Annotated in this window: 23 protein-coding genes; 9 read left to right on the forward strand and 14 right to left on the reverse strand. The window is 57.7% G+C overall.

Annotated elements, in window-relative coordinates:
- The 5 genes from GHO41_RS06940 to puuE form a co-directional block, all read right to left on the reverse strand.
- On the reverse strand, positions 1-533 hold a 533-nt coding region (locus GHO41_RS06940; protein WP_371928863.1), incomplete at its 3' end, for a urate hydroxylase PuuD.
- 49 nt (positions 534-582) lie between these two features.
- Positions 583-1,086, reverse strand: a complete 504-nt coding sequence (locus GHO41_RS06945) for an ureidoglycolate lyase (RefSeq protein ID WP_048371299.1) — start codon at positions 1,084-1,086, stop codon at positions 583-585.
- A gap of 119 nt (positions 1,087-1,205) precedes the next feature.
- Positions 1,206-2,201 carry an allantoicase gene (alc, locus tag GHO41_RS06950; RefSeq protein ID WP_048371297.1) on the reverse strand — a complete coding sequence of 332 codons (996 nt, stop codon included), beginning with the start codon at positions 2,199-2,201 and terminating at the stop codon, positions 1,206-1,208.
- A gap of 61 nt (positions 2,202-2,262) precedes the next feature.
- Positions 2,263-2,778 carry a 2-oxo-4-hydroxy-4-carboxy-5-ureidoimidazoline decarboxylase gene (uraD, locus tag GHO41_RS06955; protein ID WP_048391547.1) on the reverse strand — a complete coding sequence of 172 codons (516 nt, stop codon included), beginning with the start codon at positions 2,776-2,778 and terminating at the stop codon, positions 2,263-2,265.
- Positions 2,775-3,704, reverse strand: a complete 930-nt coding sequence (puuE, locus tag GHO41_RS06960; protein WP_123751593.1) for an allantoinase PuuE — start codon at positions 3,702-3,704, stop codon at positions 2,775-2,777. Before puuE ends, uraD begins: the two co-directional genes overlap by 4 nt.
- 376 nt (positions 3,705-4,080) lie before the next feature.
- Here puuE and uraH point away from each other — a divergent pair, with 376 nt between their 5' ends.
- Positions 4,081-4,434: a hydroxyisourate hydrolase gene (gene uraH, locus GHO41_RS06965; protein ID WP_048371291.1), complete on the forward strand. Its 354-nt coding sequence runs from the start codon at positions 4,081-4,083 to the stop codon at positions 4,432-4,434.
- 161 nt (positions 4,435-4,595) lie between these two features.
- Here the strand turns inward: uraH and GHO41_RS06970 are convergent, their stop codons facing one another.
- Both GHO41_RS06970 and GHO41_RS06975 read right to left on the reverse strand, forming a co-directional pair.
- Positions 4,596-5,222: a LysE family translocator gene (locus GHO41_RS06970; protein ID WP_153433242.1), complete on the reverse strand. Its 627-nt coding sequence runs from the start codon at positions 5,220-5,222 to the stop codon at positions 4,596-4,598.
- Positions 5,223-5,332: 110 nt separating this feature from the next.
- Positions 5,333-5,773: a MarR family winged helix-turn-helix transcriptional regulator gene (locus GHO41_RS06975; RefSeq protein WP_153433243.1), complete on the reverse strand. Its 441-nt coding sequence runs from the start codon at positions 5,771-5,773 to the stop codon at positions 5,333-5,335.
- An 82-nt stretch (positions 5,774-5,855) separates the two neighbouring features.
- Between GHO41_RS06975 and GHO41_RS06980 the strand changes: the two genes are divergently transcribed.
- Both GHO41_RS06980 and GHO41_RS06985 read left to right on the forward strand, forming a co-directional pair.
- Positions 5,856-7,022 carry a PLP-dependent aminotransferase family protein gene (locus GHO41_RS06980; protein WP_153433244.1) on the forward strand — a complete coding sequence of 389 codons (1,167 nt, stop codon included), beginning with the start codon at positions 5,856-5,858 and terminating at the stop codon, positions 7,020-7,022.
- Positions 7,023-7,030: 8 nt separating this feature from the next.
- Positions 7,031-7,633: a glutathione S-transferase family protein gene (locus GHO41_RS06985; protein ID WP_153351828.1), complete on the forward strand. Its 603-nt coding sequence runs from the start codon at positions 7,031-7,033 to the stop codon at positions 7,631-7,633.
- Between the two features lie 74 nt (positions 7,634-7,707).
- Here the strand turns inward: GHO41_RS06985 and GHO41_RS06990 are convergent, their stop codons facing one another.
- The 5 genes from GHO41_RS06990 to GHO41_RS07010 form a co-directional block, all read right to left on the reverse strand.
- Positions 7,708-8,079, reverse strand: a complete 372-nt coding sequence (locus tag GHO41_RS06990) for a glutathione S-transferase N-terminal domain-containing protein (RefSeq protein ID WP_048371282.1) — start codon at positions 8,077-8,079, stop codon at positions 7,708-7,710.
- Between the two features lie 100 nt (positions 8,080-8,179).
- Positions 8,180-8,725 carry a GTP cyclohydrolase I FolE gene (gene folE / locus GHO41_RS06995; RefSeq protein WP_048371280.1) on the reverse strand — a complete coding sequence of 182 codons (546 nt, stop codon included), beginning with the start codon at positions 8,723-8,725 and terminating at the stop codon, positions 8,180-8,182.
- A gap of 77 nt (positions 8,726-8,802) precedes the next feature.
- Positions 8,803-9,360, reverse strand: a complete 558-nt coding sequence (locus tag GHO41_RS07000) for a Smr/MutS family protein (protein WP_048371278.1) — start codon at positions 9,358-9,360, stop codon at positions 8,803-8,805.
- A 63-nt stretch (positions 9,361-9,423) separates the two neighbouring features.
- A complete protein-coding gene (locus tag GHO41_RS07005) occupies positions 9,424-9,744 on the reverse strand; it encodes a hypothetical protein (protein ID WP_048371276.1) in 321 nt (106 codons plus the stop codon).
- Positions 9,745-9,888: 144 nt separating this feature from the next.
- On the reverse strand, positions 9,889-10,479 hold the full coding sequence (locus tag GHO41_RS07010) for a cysteine hydrolase family protein (protein WP_048371275.1): 591 nt from the start codon (positions 10,477-10,479) through the stop codon (positions 9,889-9,891).
- Positions 10,480-10,753: 274 nt separating this feature from the next.
- On the opposite strand from GHO41_RS07010, the gene prmB reads away from it, so the two are divergent.
- Positions 10,754-11,662 carry a 50S ribosomal protein L3 N(5)-glutamine methyltransferase gene (prmB, locus tag GHO41_RS07015; protein ID WP_123751588.1) on the forward strand — a complete coding sequence of 303 codons (909 nt, stop codon included), beginning with the start codon at positions 10,754-10,756 and terminating at the stop codon, positions 11,660-11,662.
- A gap of 38 nt (positions 11,663-11,700) precedes the next feature.
- Here prmB and GHO41_RS07020 read toward each other — a convergent pair whose 3' ends face one another.
- Positions 11,701-12,492, reverse strand: a complete 792-nt coding sequence (locus GHO41_RS07020) for a hypothetical protein (RefSeq protein ID WP_153433246.1) — start codon at positions 12,490-12,492, stop codon at positions 11,701-11,703.
- A 59-nt stretch (positions 12,493-12,551) separates the two neighbouring features.
- The gene (locus GHO41_RS07025) at positions 12,552-13,547 is read right to left on the reverse strand and encodes an alpha/beta hydrolase (RefSeq protein ID WP_153433247.1); all 996 of its coding nucleotides are present in this window, start codon (positions 13,545-13,547) and stop codon (positions 12,552-12,554) included.
- A gap of 145 nt (positions 13,548-13,692) precedes the next feature.
- On the opposite strand from GHO41_RS07025, the gene aroC reads away from it, so the two are divergent.
- From aroC to mtnC, 5 genes are all read left to right on the forward strand, one after another.
- On the forward strand, positions 13,693-14,784 hold the full coding sequence (gene aroC, locus GHO41_RS07030) for a chorismate synthase (RefSeq protein WP_048371267.1): 1,092 nt from the start codon (positions 13,693-13,695) through the stop codon (positions 14,782-14,784).
- 34 nt (positions 14,785-14,818) lie between these two features.
- Entirely contained in the window at positions 14,819-15,967 is a 1,149-nt protein-coding gene (locus tag GHO41_RS07035) for an MFS transporter (RefSeq protein ID WP_153433248.1), read from the forward strand.
- The gene (locus GHO41_RS07040) at positions 15,964-16,584 is read left to right on the forward strand and encodes a methylthioribulose 1-phosphate dehydratase (protein WP_123751585.1); all 621 of its coding nucleotides are present in this window, start codon (positions 15,964-15,966) and stop codon (positions 16,582-16,584) included. Before GHO41_RS07035 ends, GHO41_RS07040 begins: the two co-directional genes overlap by 4 nt.
- Before the next feature lie 102 nt (positions 16,585-16,686).
- Positions 16,687-17,232, forward strand: coding sequence for an acireductone dioxygenase (locus GHO41_RS07045; RefSeq protein ID WP_048371260.1), 546 nt, complete (start codon positions 16,687-16,689; stop codon positions 17,230-17,232).
- Positions 17,233-17,241: 9 nt separating this feature from the next.
- Positions 17,242-17,919 (forward strand): acireductone synthase, encoded by a 678-nt coding sequence (mtnC, locus tag GHO41_RS07050; RefSeq protein ID WP_153433249.1) that lies wholly within the window; start codon positions 17,242-17,244, stop codon positions 17,917-17,919.
- Positions 17,920-17,963: the final 44 nt, after the last annotated feature.

Here is a 17,963-nt window from a genome sequence, read left to right on the forward strand (position 1 = left end):
GCGCCGACATGCAGATACGCGCCGCGCCCGCTGAACACTTTGCTCAGGCCGAACGCTGCGGCAACCAGCAGCAAAAAGAGGATAAAGCCGAGCAGTGCCGGGCGTTTGCCCAAGGCAGAGTCGCACAGGAAGTCGTAGACAAACCAGCCGGCAATCAGCGAACCAATACCGATGGCAACCGCTTCGGGGCCGCTCATGCTGGAGCCGGGAGCGATCAGGTACAGCGCCGGGTTGAAATAGAACACCAAGCAAAGCAGGGCGATGCCGGACATCCAGGTGAAGTAGGCTTCCCATTTAAACCAGTGCAGGTTTTCCGGCATGGTCGGTGGGGCCAGCTTGTATTTTTCGAGGTGGTAGATACCGCCCCCGTGAATGGCCCATAAGTCGCCGGACAGGCCGTCTTTGGGGTTGGCTCGATTGAGGTTGTTCTCAAGCCAGACAAAATAAAACGACGCGCCAATCCAGGCCACACCGGTAATCATATGAATCCAGCGCACGCCCAGATTCAGCCATTCCATCAGATGTGCTTGCACAGTCTTTACCTCTCGCCTGTCACTCTTGAGTGAATGAGCAGACCTTCTCTTATTGGTGGGGGGCGAGGATCAAACGCTCATCCTCTTTAAAGAAATGCTCATCGCAGTTATTGCCTGAGCCACTGCGATCAACCACCAGGAAGTCATCCCGCTTTTCGATCGTCAGCACCGGGTGGTGCCAGACGCCGCGATGGTAATTAATGCCCTGCCTGCCATTACTGACAAAGGCGCGGACCAAGCCTGATACAGGTGCATCGCCAACGGGCGCGACCACGATCAGAAAGGGGTTGCCGAGCAGCGGAATAAACGCCTGGCTGCCCAGCGGATGGCGCTCCAGCATGCACACAGTGAACGGCATGTCCTGCGCCTCGGCGCGGAAGATGCTGATGATCGCCTTGCACTCTGGCGTAGCCGTTTGGACCTCGGCCAGACGATGAAAGCGCATGGTTGAACCGTTGTTGATCATGAAGTGGTCGCTGCCATCGGTTTCAATCACGTCACCGAACGGGGCGAAGGCTTCTTTGGTCAGCGGTTCAATCTGTAATGTGCGCATGTTGGTCTTCTTATCTGGATTGCTGTGGTGTTTGTGGTGTTGCTATCGCGGGCAAGCCCGCTCCCACATTTGAAATGCATTCCCTGTGGGAGCCGGGCTTGCCCGCGATCGGGTCTTCCTTATTTAGCGACCTTGCCCAGTACACGCAGGCGGCTCACACCGCCATCCGGGAACAGGTTGAGGCGGATGTGGGTGATCGGGCCCAGCGCTTTGATCTGCTCGCTGAAGCTGTGCTCGGCGTGCATTTCGAGTTTTTGGCTCGGCAGCAATTCACGCCAGAACAGGCTCTGGGTTTCGATCTGGCTGTCGGTACCGCCCTTGACGAACGCGCCCTGGATCGAGCAGCTGTCCGGGTAGTTGCCCTTGAAGTGCAGGGTGTCGACGACGATTTTTTCAACTTCACCGGCATGACCCAGCGCGACGATGACCCAGTCATTGCCAGGGGTACGACGACGTGCGGTTTCCCAACCATCGCCCATGTTGATGCCACGGCCCGGGTTAAGAATGTTGCTCATGCGGCCGAAGTGTTCGTCGGAGCAGGCGAGGGCGCGGCCACCATTGAGGGCGGCGGCCAGGTCGACCTGTTCGTTGTCACCCAGCGCAGACCAGTCACGGAATGGCACGCCATACACACGCAGACGCGCTACGCCGCCGTCCGGGTAGATGTTGAAACGCAGGTGGCTGAACGCCTGGTCGTTAGTGATCTCGTGGTAGTGGTGGCTGTTGCCTTGCAACTCGACCGCCGACAGCACTTCAACCCATTGGGTGTTTTCAGTCGGCTCGCCTTCAGCCAAAAAGCAGGCTTCGAGGGAGGCCGATGGCGGGAAGTTACCGGTGAAGAATGAAGTGTCGATGTCGACGCCCTTGATAGAGCCCGGAACGCCGAGGCGGATGACGGCACTGTCATAGCCTTCAAAGCGCTTACGGCGGGACTCCCAGCCGTCCATCCACTTGCCGTTGTCATCGAAAACGCCCTCCTTCCACACGGCCGGGGTCGGCTGGAACAGGCGGTTGGCGTCTGCGAACCAGTCATCGGTCACCGAAACAATTTTGGTGCCTAGACGGGCATCGGCCAGGTTGACGAACTTCTCGAACGGTACGGCGTAAGCTTTCATTCTTCTGGTCTGCCTTTAAATAAGTGGCTGGAGATACTTCACCGGCACCTGCCGGATCGGCTTAGAGCTGGCGTAATCGGAACAGGGCTATTTTGTTGATTTCTGCCAACGCGCATTTGAACTCGACGTCTGCCGGGTTGTGGATGCGAGTTTCGAACGCGGCGAGGATCTGGTGCCGGTCGCTGCCTTTTACCGCCATGATGAAGGGAAACTTGAACTTGGCTTTGTAGGCCTCGTTCAGCTCGGTGAAGCGCTGAAACTCTTCTTCCGTGCATTGGTGAATACCGGCGCCGGCTTGTTCATGGGTGCTGGCTTCGGTCAGTTGGCCCTGGACGGCAGCTTTGCCGGCCAGGTCCGGGTGAGCGTTGATCAGTGCCAGTTGGCGGTCGTGATCGGCGCTCAATAACAGGTCGCTCATGCGCTGGTGCAGGGTGTCGATCTGATCGACGCTGGCGTCCAGGCCCAGGTCGTATGCCTTTTCGGCCACCCAGGGTGAGTGCTCGTAAATGTCGGCAAAGGCTGCGACGAACTCATCGCGGCTCAGGGTTGACGGCTTGAGGGTCTTGAAGGCGCTCATCGGTCGGTCTCGGCAACAAAAGGATGGGTGGCGTGCCAGTGGCGGGCAATGTCCACGCGGCGGGTAAACCAGACCTGTTCGTGGCCTTTGGCGTACTCGATGAAGCGTTTGAGGGCGGCGAGACGCGCAGGGCGGCCAATGAGGCGGCAATGCAGGCCGATTGAAAGCATTTTCGGCGACTCTGCGCCTTCGGCGTACAGCACATCGAAAGCATCCTTGAGGTACTGGAAGAATTGCTCGCCGGTGTTAAAACCCTGCGCCTGGGTAAAGCGCATGTCATTGGTGTCCAGTGTGTACGGGATCACCAGGTGCGCTTTGCCGGTCGGGTTGTTGGGTTCCCAGTAGGGCAGGTCGTCGTCGTAGGTGTCGCTGTCATACAAGAAGCCGCCTTCTTCCATGACCAACCGACGGGTGTTGGGGCCGGTGCGACCGGTGTACCAGCCCAGCGGGCGTTCGCCGGTGATTTCGGTGAGGATGCGGATCGCTTCGAGCATGTGCTCGCGTTCTAGCGCTTCATCCATGTACTGGTAGTCAATCCAGCGATAACCGTGGCTGCAGATCTCGTGGCCGGCGGCAACCATGTGGCGGATCACGTCCGGGTGACGCTGCGCGGCCATGGCCACGGCGAAGACCGTGAGCGGAATGTCGAATTCCTTGAACAGCTTGAGCACCCGCCATACGCCTGCGCGGCTACCGTATTCGTACAAGGACTCCATGCACAGGTTGCGCTCGCCTTGCAGCGGCTGCGCCGAGACCATCTCCGAGAGGAAGGCTTCCGATTCTTTGTCGCCATGCAGAAGGCTGCGTTCGCCGCCTTCTTCGTAATTGAGCACAAAAGACAGGGCGATACGGGCGTTGTCCGGCCAGTGCGGATGAGGAGGGTTTGGACCGTAACCAATCAGGTCGCGTGGGTAGTCAGCGCTCACTACAGTCTTCCTTATTGTGGGTGTTAACAGTCGACTGGCCAGACTTGGCGTCTCTGCGATGACTTGATTGTATACAACTTAATAATAAATTTGTAACCCTGAATTCGTGCATTTTTATCATGCTTTGTGCTTGAAGGGTACTTGCAAAAAACTTGCCTGATTGGTCAGGTTCTGAATACAAAGTCTCTAAAGGCCGTGTCTTTGAGCGTTGATAGTCTCCAAACCTCAGGTTAGACGTGTCGCGAAAAATAGCATTTTTAATTGTGTACAATTTTTTGAATAAGTGTCTTAATCTTCGCATCGCCGTGTCTTTCGGGGCTTATCTGAAAGCACGGCAGCCGAATTTATTCACCGAGTCGGGGAGGTCGCACACTCAATGGGACGTTTGACTACACACGTTTTGGATGCCGCACACGGATGTCCGGGCAGTTCGATCAAGGTCGAGCTGTACCGCGTTGAAGGTGCCCAGTTGACCTTGGTGGCGAGCGCCTTGACCAACGAAGACGGGCGCTGCGACGCACCGCTGTTGCAGGGTGACGACTACCGTTCAGGGGTTTACCAGGTGCAGTTCAGTGCCGGTGATTACTACCGCGCACGGGGTGTGAAATTGCCGGAGCCGGCGTTTCTGGATGTGGTGGTGCTGCGTTTCGGGATCAGTGCCGAGCAGGATCACTACCATGTGCCGTTGCTGATCTCGCCGTACAGTTACTCGACGTACCGTGGTAGTTAGGCTTTAAAAGTTCGCATCGTGGTAGATGATTTGCCCGCTCACACTGCGGGCTTTTTTTTGCCCGCGATTTAAGCAAAACCTGTAGGAGCGAGCTTGCCTCGCGATCTTTTGACCTTTTAAAAGATCGCGAGGCAATCTCGCTCCTACAGTGGCGGTGTGATTTAACGGCTTAACAACGAGGCCGTGCCCGCCACGCTGAACAAGCCAGCGCTGACCTTATTGAACCAGCTTTGCCCCTTGCCACTGCGCAGGTAGCTCGCCGCGCCGTGGGCGCCCAGGCCGTAGGCTAGCTTGCAGAGCAGGTCGAGCACGGTCCAGGTGGCGATCATCACCAGCAGTTGCCCCAAAAAGGGTTGGTTGGGGTCAAGGAACTGCGGCAAGAACGCGGCAAAAAACAAAATGTCTTTGGGGTTGCTGGCCCCGAGCACAAACGCGCGCCCAAAGAGTGCGCGAAAGCGCGGTTTTGGTGCGGCGTCCGGCACTGTAGTGGCTCTTGCCGGTTGGCGCGATTGCTTCCAGCTTTGCCAGGCCAGGTAGAACAGGTACAGCGCGCCGATGATTTTAAGGGCGCTGAACAATTGCTCCGACGCCAGCAATAGGGCGCCCAAGCCCAGCGCCGATGCGCTGAGCAAGCAGATCGAGGCAATCACCCCACCCAAAAATGCCGGGTAAGAACGGCGCAAGCCGTAGTTCAGGCTGTTGCTGATCATCAATAACGACAGTGGCCCTGGAATCAGGATCACGACCAAGGCGGCACTGCTGAACAGCAGCCAGGTTTCCAGACTCATTACTTTCTCCATATACCCGTACAAGCGTTTCCCGTTGCACGATCGGGGTCTGCTGATTTATGCGTTTGTATACAAATAAAGCAAGTATTGTTTTCAAATTATCAGGTTTGTCAGCTTGAACGGCTTTGCCCCAGCGCCTGATTGATCGTCAGCCAGCCGTTCACCGCTTCTTCACCGGCTTGTTCGAACACCCGTTGCAGCAATTTAACCTGTTCGCGGCGCAGGCTGGCTTCAAAGCGGACACCGTCGGCGGTCAGTTCCAGCAGGCGTTTGCGCTTGTCGGAGGGCGGCACCACGCTGACGACCAAATCCATTTCGATTAATTGGCGCAACGGTGTATTGAGGGCTTGCTTGCTCACGCCGAGCAAGGTGAGCAGTTCCTTGACGCTGACACCAGGGTAATGGGCAATGAAAAACACGATGCGTTGATGAACCCGGCTTAGTCCGCGCCGGGCGAGCATCTCGTCGGCCTTGGCCGTGAACGCTTGGTAGCCAAAGAAGAAGGCTTGCATGGCTGTACGCTGGGTGGTCGGGTTTTTAAGGTCAAGCATATTGACGTATCCAGTCGCTGAGGCGTAATTTCGGTCAACCAGTTTGACTTATTTCCAATGATTTCTGCTACGGGTGACCTCAATGGCTTTCTCCGAACGTGTATCGCGCCTTAAAAGTTCTTTGATCCGTGAAATTCTGGCGGCTGCTCAGCGTCCGGAAGTCATGTCCTTTGCCGGCGGGCTACCGGCAGAGTCGATGCTGCCTAAAGTCGACTGGACCGACATGCCCGTATCTTTGGGCCAGTACGGCATGAGCGAAGGCGAACCGGCCCTGCGTGAGGCGCTGGCCGCAGAAGCGCGTGCGTTAGGGGTTAACTGTGAGGCGAGCCAGGTGCTGGTGCTCAGCGGTTCGCAACAGGCACTCGACCTGGCAGCCAAGCTGTACATCGACAAGGGCACCGAAATCATGCTTGAGGCGCCGACCTATCTGGCAGCGCTGCAAATCTTCCAACTGTTCGGCGCCGAATGCCTGACCTTCCCGCTACAGGCCGATGGCCCGGACCTGGCAGCGTTGCGTGTTCAGTTGGCTAAACACCGCCCGGCCTTTATCTATTTGATTCCGACCTTTCAGAACCCGTCTGCCGTGCGTTACAGCGAAGCCAAGCGCGACGCCGTGGCCGCGCTGCTCGACGAGTTCGGTGTCACCCTGATTGAAGACGAGCCGTACCGCGAACTGACCTTTGATGGCGGCAGCGCGACGCCGATTGTCAGTCGCTTGAAAACAGCCAGCTGGATCTACACCGGCACGGTGTCGAAAACCCTGTTGCCGGGCCTGCGCGTTGGCTTTTTGATTGCCAGTCCGGATTTGTTTCCGCACTTGCTGCGCCTTAAGCAGTCGGCGGATTTGCACACCAACCGTATTGGCCAATGGCAGGCGTTGCAGTGGATCGGCACCGAGAAAATGGCCAACCATTTGGCGGTGTTGCGTGATTTTTACCGCGTGCGCCGTGACGGCTTTCAGGCCGCGCTGGAAGAACACTTTTCGGACCTGGCGGATTGGCAGGTGCCGCAGGGTGGGCTATTTTTCTGGCTGACCCTCAAGCAGCCGCTGGATACCCGCACCTTGCTCAAGCCAGCGCTGGCACAAGACGTCGCGTTTATGCCGGGTGAGCCGTTCTTCGCCGACCCGGACCAGAACGTGGGGAGTCTGCGTTTGAACTTCAGTCACATTGATCCAGAACGCTTGCATGAAGGTCTCAAGCGTCTGGCAATGGTTATCCGTCAAGCACACGCCGCACAGGCGGCTTAGGAGTTGCGATGCTCAAGGTTTATGGCGATTACAACTCGGGCAACTGCTACAAAATCAAACTGATGCTGCACCTGCTGGGCCTGGAATATGAGTGGCAGTCGGTCGACATTCTCAATGGCGACACACAAACCCCTGAGTTCCTGGCAAAAAACCCGAACGGCAAAGTGCCGGTGCTGGAACTGGAAGATGGCACCTGCCTGTGGGAGTCCAACGCGATTCTCAACTACCTGGCAGATGGCAGTGACTACTTACCCACCGAGCCGCGTTTGCGCACCCAGGTATTGCAGTGGCAGTTTTTTGAGCAATACAGCCACGAGCCCTACATTGCGGTGGCACGGTTTATCCAGTTCTATCTGGGCTTGCCCGAAGAGCGGCTAGAGGAATACCGCAAGCTGCAAAAGCGCGGTTACAGGGCGCTGGAGGTGATGGAGCAGCAATTGCAACGCACGCCGTATCTGGTGGGTGAGCACTTCTCGATTGCTGACGTGACGCTGTATGCCTACACCCACGTGGCGCATCAGGGCGGGTTTGATCTGAGCAGGTTCCCGGGGATCCAGGCCTGGATACAGCGCGTGGCGAGCCAGCCGCGCTATGTCGGGATGCTGGATTAAGCTGGGACTGCCGCAGGCTGCGATGGGTTGATTTTAAACATCAATAAATCGCAGCTTGCAGCTGCTACTGGCGTTTAAACGCTGGCAAACCGTGTGTTCAAGTACTCAATGATCACTTTGGAGTCATACATCCAGGTGGTCTTGCCGTCTTCTTCGATCCGCAGGCAAGGCACTTTGATCTTGCCGCCTTGCTCCAGCAGGGTATGGCGATCTTGCTCGTTGTTTTTCGCGTCGCGCAGGGCCACTGGCACGTTCAGGCGGCGCAGGTTACGGCGGGTTTTCACGCAAAACGGGCAGGCGTGGAACTGATACAGGGTCAGGCTTTTGGCCGCTTGATCAACTTTTGCCTGGTCAGCAGCAGGGCGCTGTTTTTTGCTGGGGCGGGTAATGAAATCCCCGGCGATGATCAATTGGCCCAAACCGATGCGAAGCGCTTTGATAAACACAGTAGAAAGCCTCATGGGCAAATAAATAAAGGAGGGAGCTTAGCCGAAACAGCCAGGCGAAAAAAAACCGGCGATGAACGCCGGCTCTTTTATGCCCGGATTACTTGATCAGGCTGAGAAACTCACTGCGTGTGGCCGCGTTTTCGCGGAACTCACCCAGCATCACCGAAGTGATCATCGACGAGTTTTGCTTCTCGACACCGCGCATCATCATGCACATGTGCTTGGCTTCAATCACCACGGCAACGCCCAGGGCGCCAGTGACTTGCATCACCGCGTCGGCGATCTGACGGCTCAGGTTCTCTTGAATCTGCAAGCGACGGGCATACATGTCGACGATACGTGCGACTTTCGACAAGCCCAGCACTTTACCGCTTGGAATGTAGGCCACGTGCGCCTTGCCGATAAAAGGCAGCAAATGGTGTTCGCACAACGAGTACAACTCGATGTCCTTGACCAGCACCATTTCGCTGTTGTCAGAGCTGAACAAGGCACCGTTGGTGACTTCTTCGAGGGTCTGCTCATAACCGCGGCAAAGGTATTTCATGGCTTTGGCGGCACGCTTGGGCGTGTCCAGCAGACCTTCGCGGGAGACGTCTTCGCCAAGCTGACCGAGGATGGCGGTGTAGTTTTGTTCCAGGGACATTAATCTACCTGTGGGATTTTTCGCAAAGGGCAAGGGTACGGGGGCTGACTCGGCGCTGCAAGTGTGGCGATGCGCGGTTACTCGTCGCGGCCTTCCATCATGGTGCGTTTGAGCATGACGTAAACGGCGCCAGCGCCGCCATGTTTGGCCTGGCAGGAGCAGAAACCCAGGACTTGGGCATGTTGGCGCAACCAGGTGTTGACGTGGCTTTTGATCATGGGTTTTTTGCCGTCCAGACGCACGGCCTTGCCGTGGGTGACGCGCACGCAGCGGACTTCAAGGCGGGTGGCTTCGCCGAGGAACTCCCAGAGCGTTTCGCGGGCCTTTTCGACGGTCATGCCGTGCAGGTCCAGGCTGCCTTCGAAGCTGATCTGGCCCAGCTTAAGTTTGCGCATCTGGCTTTCTTGCACGCCATCGCGGGCCCAGTGCAGTTGATCTTCGGGGCCGACATCAATCACAAACTGGTCAGACAAACCGTCAATGATCGTGGTGTTGCTACGCACGATAGCGTTTTGCCGCAGTTTGGCCAGTTGCGCACGGTCAGTTTTGGGTTTGCCGGTGTCGGCGCGATCATGCTTGATCGGTTTGACACCGCGAATCTCGTTTTTGAACAGGGAAAAGTCGTCGTCTTGCATGTCAGCCTCCGCGAAGGGCGCACAGTTTACCCAAGTCGACGACAATCGGCAGGCCGATGTGTATTAGTCGCGCTTTTTCATCAGGTGCGGCGCCATGTTCAAGCCAAATGGAGCACGCATGCGCCGACGGCTGCGGCGCCATAGCCAGATGCCCAGCCAGCTGACCAGTAGCCCGGCGATCAGCACCAGTACGGCAGCGGTGGGGTTGGCGTTCAGGTCGCCCAGAGCCGCCGGGTGGCCGATCAGGCTGCTGGCGCCGGTCAACAGTAACGCGACCCCTGCCAGTGTAAGCAGGGCAGCCAGGGTCAGAATCAGCCATGCGCGCCAGTTTCGGTGTTCTTTAGGGCGTAAGCGTCGTGCATCAAAACCATCGGAGATCTTCATTCCGATCTTTCCTTATAGGGTATCGGCCCTTCAGACAGGAACATGGGCGGGTTGTTCCTGAGGTGCTCCGAAATCGGAGTTCAAGCTGGCGCACAGCAAGGGTGCAGATAGGCGGTCAAAGGGCGCCGCCTATCAGTGGCAGGCTCAGATGAGGTTTTTGGTTTGGGCCAGGGTGGCGAAGTTGTCATTCATGATCGCCATTTCGGTTCGCTGCACGTCTGCCGCGCTGATGACGCCGTTGGCGGTGGGCAGGTCGCGGGTGGCGCAGGCATCTTCGACCAGGGTGCAGCGAAAGCCGTAGTCTTTGGCGGCGCGCACGGTGGTGCTGACGCTGGAGTGGCTCATGAAGCCGCAGACGATCAGGTCCAGATGACCCTGTGTTTCCAGTGCTTCTCGCAGGCGGGTGTCGTTGAAGGCGTTGGGCATGCGCTTCTCGATAACCACTTCATCGCCTGTCGGCTCAAGCCCGGCGATGAACTCGCCGCGTGGGCCTTGCGGGTCGAACATGCCGCCGACCGTGCCCAGATGGCGAACGTGTACCACCGGGCGTTTGGCCTTGCGGGCGGCTTCGAGGAGCAGGGCGATGTTGGCAGTCGCGGCTTCCATCCCGGACAGGGCCAGAGGGCCACTGAGGTATTCGTTTTGCGCATCGATGATCAGCAGGCTGGCATTGCTCAGATTAGCTGCGGCATAACCACGCCCAGTGAGTTGAAACATCGTCTTTAAAGCGGACATTCGGGGGCTCCTTTGAGTGGGGCTTTTGCGACATTCTCCACTGGCCGAGCGTTTATGTGAATGGGCAGTCGTGTAAGCCACGCCGTTGTTGGCCTACAGCGATGTCAAGAAACATTGCAAACGTGCATAAACCTACGAAATGTAACGTTTTTAAGTTTTTTGTAACGGATTCAGACGCGTACAAATGTGTGCCCCGGATCACCGTCCGGCACAACTTTGGCCGCGTCGGAATTTGGCTGTTAGAATCGTGGGTCGATTTTGAGGAGTAAGACCGTTGATCACTTCCCGACTGCGCACACTGCGCGACCATATTCGCTGGGCTGTTAGCCATTTTCACAGGGAAGATCTATTTTTTGGTCATGGCACCGATAACGCTTGGGACGAGGCTCGTCAACTGGTGTTGGGTGCGTTGAACCTGCCGTGGGAAATTGCCGACAGCTACCTCGATTGCCGTCTCGAAGACGACGAACTGGTGAACCTTCAGCATTTGCTCAAGCGCCGCATCGAGGAGCGCGTGCCCACGGCGTACCTGTTAGGCGAAGCCTGGTTCTGCGGCATGTCGTTTATTGTCGATGAGCGCGTGTTGATTCCGCGTTCACCGATCGGTGAGCTGATCGAAAAACGTTTCGAGCCATGGCTGGGCGCTGAACCGGCGCGCATTCTCGACTTGTGCACCGGCTCGGGCTGCATCGGTATCGCGTGTGCCGATGAGTTCCAGAATGCCGAGGTGGTGCTGGCGGATCTGTCGTTTGAAGCGCTGGAAGTGGCCAATCAGAACATTGAGCGCCACGGCGTCGATGAGCGTGTGTACACGGTGCAGGGCGATGGTTTTGATGGCTTGCCCGGCCAGCGTTTTGACTTGATCGTGTCGAACCCGCCGTATGTGGATGCCGAAGACTTTGCCGACATGCCTGCCGAGTATCAGCATGAGCCTGAGCTGGGCCTGGCCTGCGGTGATGACGGTTTGAATCTGGTACGGCGGATGCTGGCCGAAGCAGCGGATCATCTGACCGACAAAGGTTTGTTGATTGTCGAAGTGGGCAACAGCCAGGTGCATGTTGAAGCGCTGTACCCGGAAGTGGACTTTGCCTGGCTCGACTTTGAACATGGCGGCCACGGCGTGTTTATGCTGACCGCTGAGCAGTGCCGCGAGCATCAGGCGCTGTTTGCTGCACGGGTTTAAGGGGTGAAACCCGGCAGGCCCTGCAAGGGGGCCTGCCTTCAGCGATGGGTGGCAATCCAGATCAGTAAGGCAGCTTGAAACACGGCGAACGCCACCAGACAGGTGATGGTGAAGCGTAAACCGGTGTCTTCACGCTTGAACTTGCTGATCTTCTCGTCTTTTTCGCGCAGCTTCAGCTCTTGTTCCTGCAAGTTCTGTTCGGCTTGCTGGAGCATCTGCGCCGCTTCGAGAATCTCGACAAACTGGATTTTTTCGCTGTTCCAGGTGTTGTACAAATCTGCCGCAAGCCCCGTTTCAATCCGCGCCTTGCGATGCAGGGCGTCTTCATAGATCACGTCAAAGCCCTGGGTGCGCAAGCAATGGTCGCGGCGCAGGCGCATGTCTTCGTGCAGGGCGTCCTTGGTCGGCAAATCGAAGCTTTCAAAGCGATAGCGTGACCATTTTTTCTGTACCCACTGCGCGCCCTGGGCCATGAGAAAGCGCCCGATACCCCGGTTCAGCGGCTCAACCAGCACGCCGCGTTCAGGGCTGATGCTGGCAAGTTGGGTGGTGTGATCAAGCCAGATATCGAGCTGGTTTTGCTCTTTGCGGACCTGTTGACCGGGCAGCGAAATGCTCAGGCGCAGCAAGCTCTGCTCTTTGTTGTGGCGCTCGGCATAACCAAACTGGACGAAGCGCAAAGGCCGCGCCCCGGTGCTGCGATCGGTGGGTAAGGGCGCCAGGCGCAGCATTTTGAAATGCTCGGGCTGCACTTCAGCCCAAGGTCGCGGGGGCGCCTCGGGCGTGGCCGGCTCTGGCGAGTCGGCAGGTTGTGATGGGGTGTCGCTCATAACGGCAAAATCCTGTGCAAGCACGATATGTCGGCTCAATGAAGACGGCCGACAATGTTTTATCGGCCGTTATGCGCAGGACTGGAGGGCTGAGCGGCATTCACTTTTGCGATAAAGCGCACAATCCGGTCACCGACTTCACCCGCGAGGCGTTGGTTGGGGTCGTTGTAGGACAGCACCTGGCGTTTGATGTCCATCGGCACAATGCGCATGACGTGGTTCATGCCGTGTACCAGGGTCAGGGATGCATCTGGCTTGGCGGCTTTAAGCAGGCGCGCATCTTTGACCTCGACCTGAATGTCGTGGGTGCCCTGAATAATCATCGCCGGCATCTTCAGTGCAGCGAAGGCTTTGGCCGGGTTATAGCGCAGCAGGCTGATCAGGTAAGGCTGCACGCTTGGGCGAAAGATCGCTTCAAGGGCTGGCGGCACGTTATCGTCGGTATGCCCGGCTTCGAGGCTGGCTATCAGCTCAAAGCTGCGCTTGAGCAGGGCCGGCGGCAAGTTGTTGCGCTGCAACTGCTCACGCAGCAACTGACCGACAGGGCGCCCGGAACCGGCAATCGAGATAACCCCGGCGGCGTCGATGCGCGGGGCGGCCAGGACGGCAATCAGTGCGCCTTCGCTGTGACCGAGCAAAAACACTTTGCCAAAACGCGGGTCGGCCTTGAGCTTGTCGCCCCAGGCCACGGCGTCGTTGACGTATTGATCGACGCTCAGTTGGCGCTCATCCGGGGCGGCCGGCTGGCTTTGCGCAATGCCGCGCTTGTCAAAGCGCACGCTGGCAATGTTGTTTTGCGCCAAACGCCAGGCGAGTTTTTTCAAGCTGTCGTTGCGCCCGCCAATCGGGTTGTTGCCATCGCGGTCGGTTGGCCCGGAACCGGCAATAAGCAGGACCACCGGTACCGGCTTGTCACTTTTTGGCAACACCAGCGAGCCATACAGAGTACCGGAGCCGGTATCCAGCTCGATGGGGCGCAGCAAGACGTTGGACTGAGTCGCCGCAAAGGCCTGAGTACCAAACAGGGTTAGAACCAGAAGGAGTATTCGCAGCATCGTCACGCCATCATTGTTGAAAGTGCCGGTTACACAACACCGGATGAGTAAGGTTGGAGGATGAACTACAGAGGCAGCCTGCGTATACTGGCGCGCTTAGTTATCCAAGCTTAGTTTTTAGGCTGATTTTCACGGAGCGCCCTGAATGTCCGGCAATACCTTCGGCAAGCTGTTCACTGTTACCACCGCAGGCGAAAGCCATGGTCCGGCGTTGGTCGCTATTGTAGATGGCTGTCCACCCGGGCTCGAGCTGTCTCTTGAAGACCTGCAACGTGACCTGGACCGCCGCAAACCGGGCACTAGCCGCCACACCACACAGCGTCAGGAAGCCGACGAAGTCGAGATTCTATCCGGTGTGTTTGAAGGCCGCACCACCGGCTGCGCCATCGGTTTGTTGATCCGCAACACCGATCAGAAGTCCAAGGACTATTCGGCAATCAAGGACCTGTTCCGCCCGGCCCATGCCGACTACACCTACCACCACAAATACGGCGAGCGCGATTATCGCGGAGGTGGGCGCAGTTCTGCACGTGAAACTGCCATGCGGGTAGCGGCCGGGGCGATCGCCAAAAAGTATTTGGCGACCCAGGGCATTGTGATTCGCGGCTACATGAGCCAGTTGGGCCCGATTGAAATCCCGTTCAAAACCTGGGATTCGGTCGAAGAAAACGCCTTTTTCAGCCCTGATCCGGACAAAGTGCCAGAGCTTGAAGCCTACATGGACCAACTGCGCCGTGATCAGGACTCGGTTGGGGCCAAGATCACCGTGGTGGCCGAAGGTGTGATTCCGGGGTTGGGCGAGCCCATTTTCGACCGTCTGGATGCCGATCTGGCGCACGCCTTGATGAGCATCAATGCGGTCAAGGGCATCGAAATCGGCGCCGGCTTTGCCAGTGTTGCCCAGCGCGGTACCGAGCACCGTGATGAACTGACCCCGCAGGGCTTTGTGAGCAACAATGCGGGCGGCATTTTGGGCGGTATTTCGTCGGGCCAGCCCATCGTGGCGCACCTGGCGCTCAAGCCTACGTCGAGCATCACCACCCCGGGCCGCTCGATTGACAAAGACGGTAACCCGGTCGACGTCATCACTAAAGGTCGTCATGACCCGTGCGTTGGCATTCGGGCGACCCCGATTGCCGAAGCCATGATGGCCATCGTGCTGATGGACCACCTGTTGCGTCATCGCGGGCAAAACGCCGATGTGCGTGTGACGACGCCTGTGCTGGGCCAATTGTGATTCAGCGGTCGTTGAGCGCCATGGTCTGATGGCAATGGCGCCTCTTCCTTACTGGCGTTTGTCAGGGTTTTACCTTTTTTACTTCGCTTTGCTCGGTGCTACAGCGCCTTTTCTGGCGCTGTACTTCCATCACCTCGGATTCTCCAGTGCACGGATCGGCGAGTTGGTCGCCATTCCCATGCTGATGCGCTGCGTGGCGCCCAACTTGTGGGGCTGGCTGGGTGATTACACCGGCAAGCGTCTGCTGATCGTGCGGCTGGGTGCGTTGTGCACCTTGCTCGGCTTCAGCCTGATCTTTATCAGCAAGAGCTACGCCTGGCTGGCGCTGGTGATGGCGTTGCATGCGTTCTTCTGGCACGCGGTGCTGCCGCAGTTCGAAGTCATCACCTTTGCTCACCTGCGCGAACAACCGGAGCGTTACAGCCAGGTGCGTTTGTGGGGGTCGATTGGTTTTATCCTCACCGTGGTGATTCTAGGTCGCCTGTTTGAATGGCTGAGCCTGGATATTTACCCGGTGGCGCTGGTCGTGATCATGGGCGGCATAGTGTTGTGCAGCTTGTGGGTGCCCAATGCCCAGCCTTCGAATCAGGGGCGTAAACCTCACGAGGGCGGCTTTTTCAAGCAATTGCGCAGCTCCGGCGTGATTGCGTTTTATGTGACTGTTGCGCTGATGCAACTGAGCCATGGCCCGTATTACACCTTCATCACCTTGCACCTTGAAAGCCTGGGTTACAGCCGTGGCGTGATCGGTATGCTGTGGGCGTTGGGGGTTGTGGCTGAGGTCCTGATGTTTTTGGCCATGCGCCGCATCCTGCTCAAGTTTTCGTTGCGTCGCGTATTGATGGCCAGCTTTGCCTTGGCTGCCTTGCGTTGGCTGTTGCTGGGATCATTTGCCGAATACCTGTGGGTGTTGCTGTTGGCGCAGTTGATGCACGCGGCAACGTTTGGCAGTTTTCATGCGTCGGCAATGAGTTTCGTGCAGCGCAGTTTCGGGCCTGGTCAACAAGGGCAGGGGCAAGCGCTCTACGCCACCCTGGCCGGTATGGGCGGCGCGGCGGGAGCGCTTTATGCCGGTTACAGCTGGAACACACTCGGGCCGACTATCACCTTTAGTATGGCAAGCCTCGCAGCACTGGCTGCAGCCGTTATCATCGCTACTCGATTGCAAGAGGACAGGGCATGAGCCTTACCCGTGAACACTTGAGCCTGGAAATCATTGAAGCCGGGCGTTTTTTATATGGTCGCGGCTGGTCGCCGGCCACCAGTAGCAACTACTCGGCCCGGTTGTCGGCCACCGAGGCGCTGCTGACGGTGTCAGGCAAGCACAAAGGCCAGTTGGGCATTGATGACGTGCTGGCCACGGATTTGTCAGGCAACAGCCTGGAACCGGGCAAAAAGCCTTCTGCGGAAACCTTGCTGCACACTCAGCTGTACAGCTGGCGCCCGGAGATCGGCGCGGTGTTGCACACGCATTCGGTGAATGCCACGGTGTTGTCGCGGCTGACGCCGGGTGACAGTATCGAATTTGAAGACTACGAACTGCAAAAAGCCTTCAGTGGTGTATCGACCCATGAGTCGACAGTTCGGGTGCCGATTTTTGACAATGATCAGGACATCGAGCGACTGGCTGCCAAGGTTCAGCCCTGGCTTGAGGCACACCCTGACTGCGTGGGTTACCTGATTCGTGGGCACGGTCTGTATACGTGGGGTGCGCGCATGAGCGATGCCTTGCGCCAGATCGAAGCCTTTGAGTTTTTGTTTGAATGCGAGTTGAAAACCCGCGCTGTGCTTAACCGTTAACGCTGACTTCACGTCGAAGAAGCCCACTGCCTGATTTCAACGGTCTGCCTGAACGGCCTGGAAAAAGCCGAAAGTGCACGCCGAAGCTGAGGAATACCCCCCATGAGCAGCCTTTCTGTTTACCACGTTTCAAGCCCGGAAATACCCAACAAGGTATTGACCCACCTTGAAGACATCGCCTCCACGCTGGCCGAGCAGGGCGTGCGCTTTGAGCGCTGGCAGGCGGCTGCGCCGATCCAGCCGGGCGCCAGCCAGGACGAAGTGATCGACGCCTATCGCACGCAGATTGATCAATTGATGACTGAGCAGGGTTACGTCACCGTTGACGTGATCAGCCTCAACAGCGACCACCCGCAAAAAGCCGAGCTGCGCGCCAAGTTCCTCGATGAGCACCGTCATGGCGAAGATGAAGTGCGTTTTTTCGTGGCGGGCCGTGGGCTGTTTACATTGCACATTGGCGACTATGTGTATGCCGTGTTGTGCGAAAAAAACGACCTGATCTCAGTGCCAGCGGGCACCCCGCATTGGTTTGACATGGGCGAGCACCCGCACTTCGTGGCCATCCGGTTGTTTAACAACCCCGAAGGCTGGGTGGCCAACTTTACCGGCGAAGACATCGCCAGCCGCTTCCCGCGCCTCGAAGACTAAGGACCCCGTATGCCGATCAAAGCCATCCTCACTGACATTGAAGGCACCACCAGCGCCGTCAGCTTTGTGTTTGACGTGTTGTTTCCATTTGCGGCCAAACACCTGCCTGACTTCGTCCGTGAACATGCCGAAGACCCTGAGGTTGCGATGCAACTGGGGGCGGTGCGTCTGGACAGCGGCGAGCCCGAGGCGGACGTTGAGCGGGTGATCGAGATCTTGCAACAGTGGATCGCCGAAGACCGCAAAGCCACGCCGCTTAAGGCGCTGCAGGGCATGATCTGGAAGCAGGGTTACGAGGCGGGCGAGTTGAAAGGGCACGTCTACCCGGATGCGGTGGAGGCACTCAAGGCCTGGCACGAAAAGGGCTATGACTTGTACGTGTACTCGTCAGGTTCGATCCAGGCGCAACAGCTGATTTTTGGCTGCTCGGAAGCGGGCGATCTGACACCCTTGTTCAGCGGCTATTTCGACACCACGTCCGGACCCAAGCGCGAAGCCCAATCGTACCGGCACATCACCGAAGCCATCGGCTGCCCGGCGGGGAAAATCCTGTTTCTATCGGACATCGTCGAAGAGCTGGACGCGGCACAACAAGCCGGCATGCAAACCTGTGGTCTGGCGCGAGAAGGCGGGAAGAAGCTGGGTGATCATCTGACGGTTAGCAGCTTTGCCGAGATCGATATTTAATCTTTGAACGTGAAGGAGTGAGCTTGCTTGCGATCTTTGATGTT

It is taken from the genome of Pseudomonas sp. FSL R10-0399, from assembly GCF_009600165.1.
Classification (GTDB): Bacteria; Pseudomonadota; Gammaproteobacteria; order Pseudomonadales; family Pseudomonadaceae; genus Aquipseudomonas; species Aquipseudomonas helleri.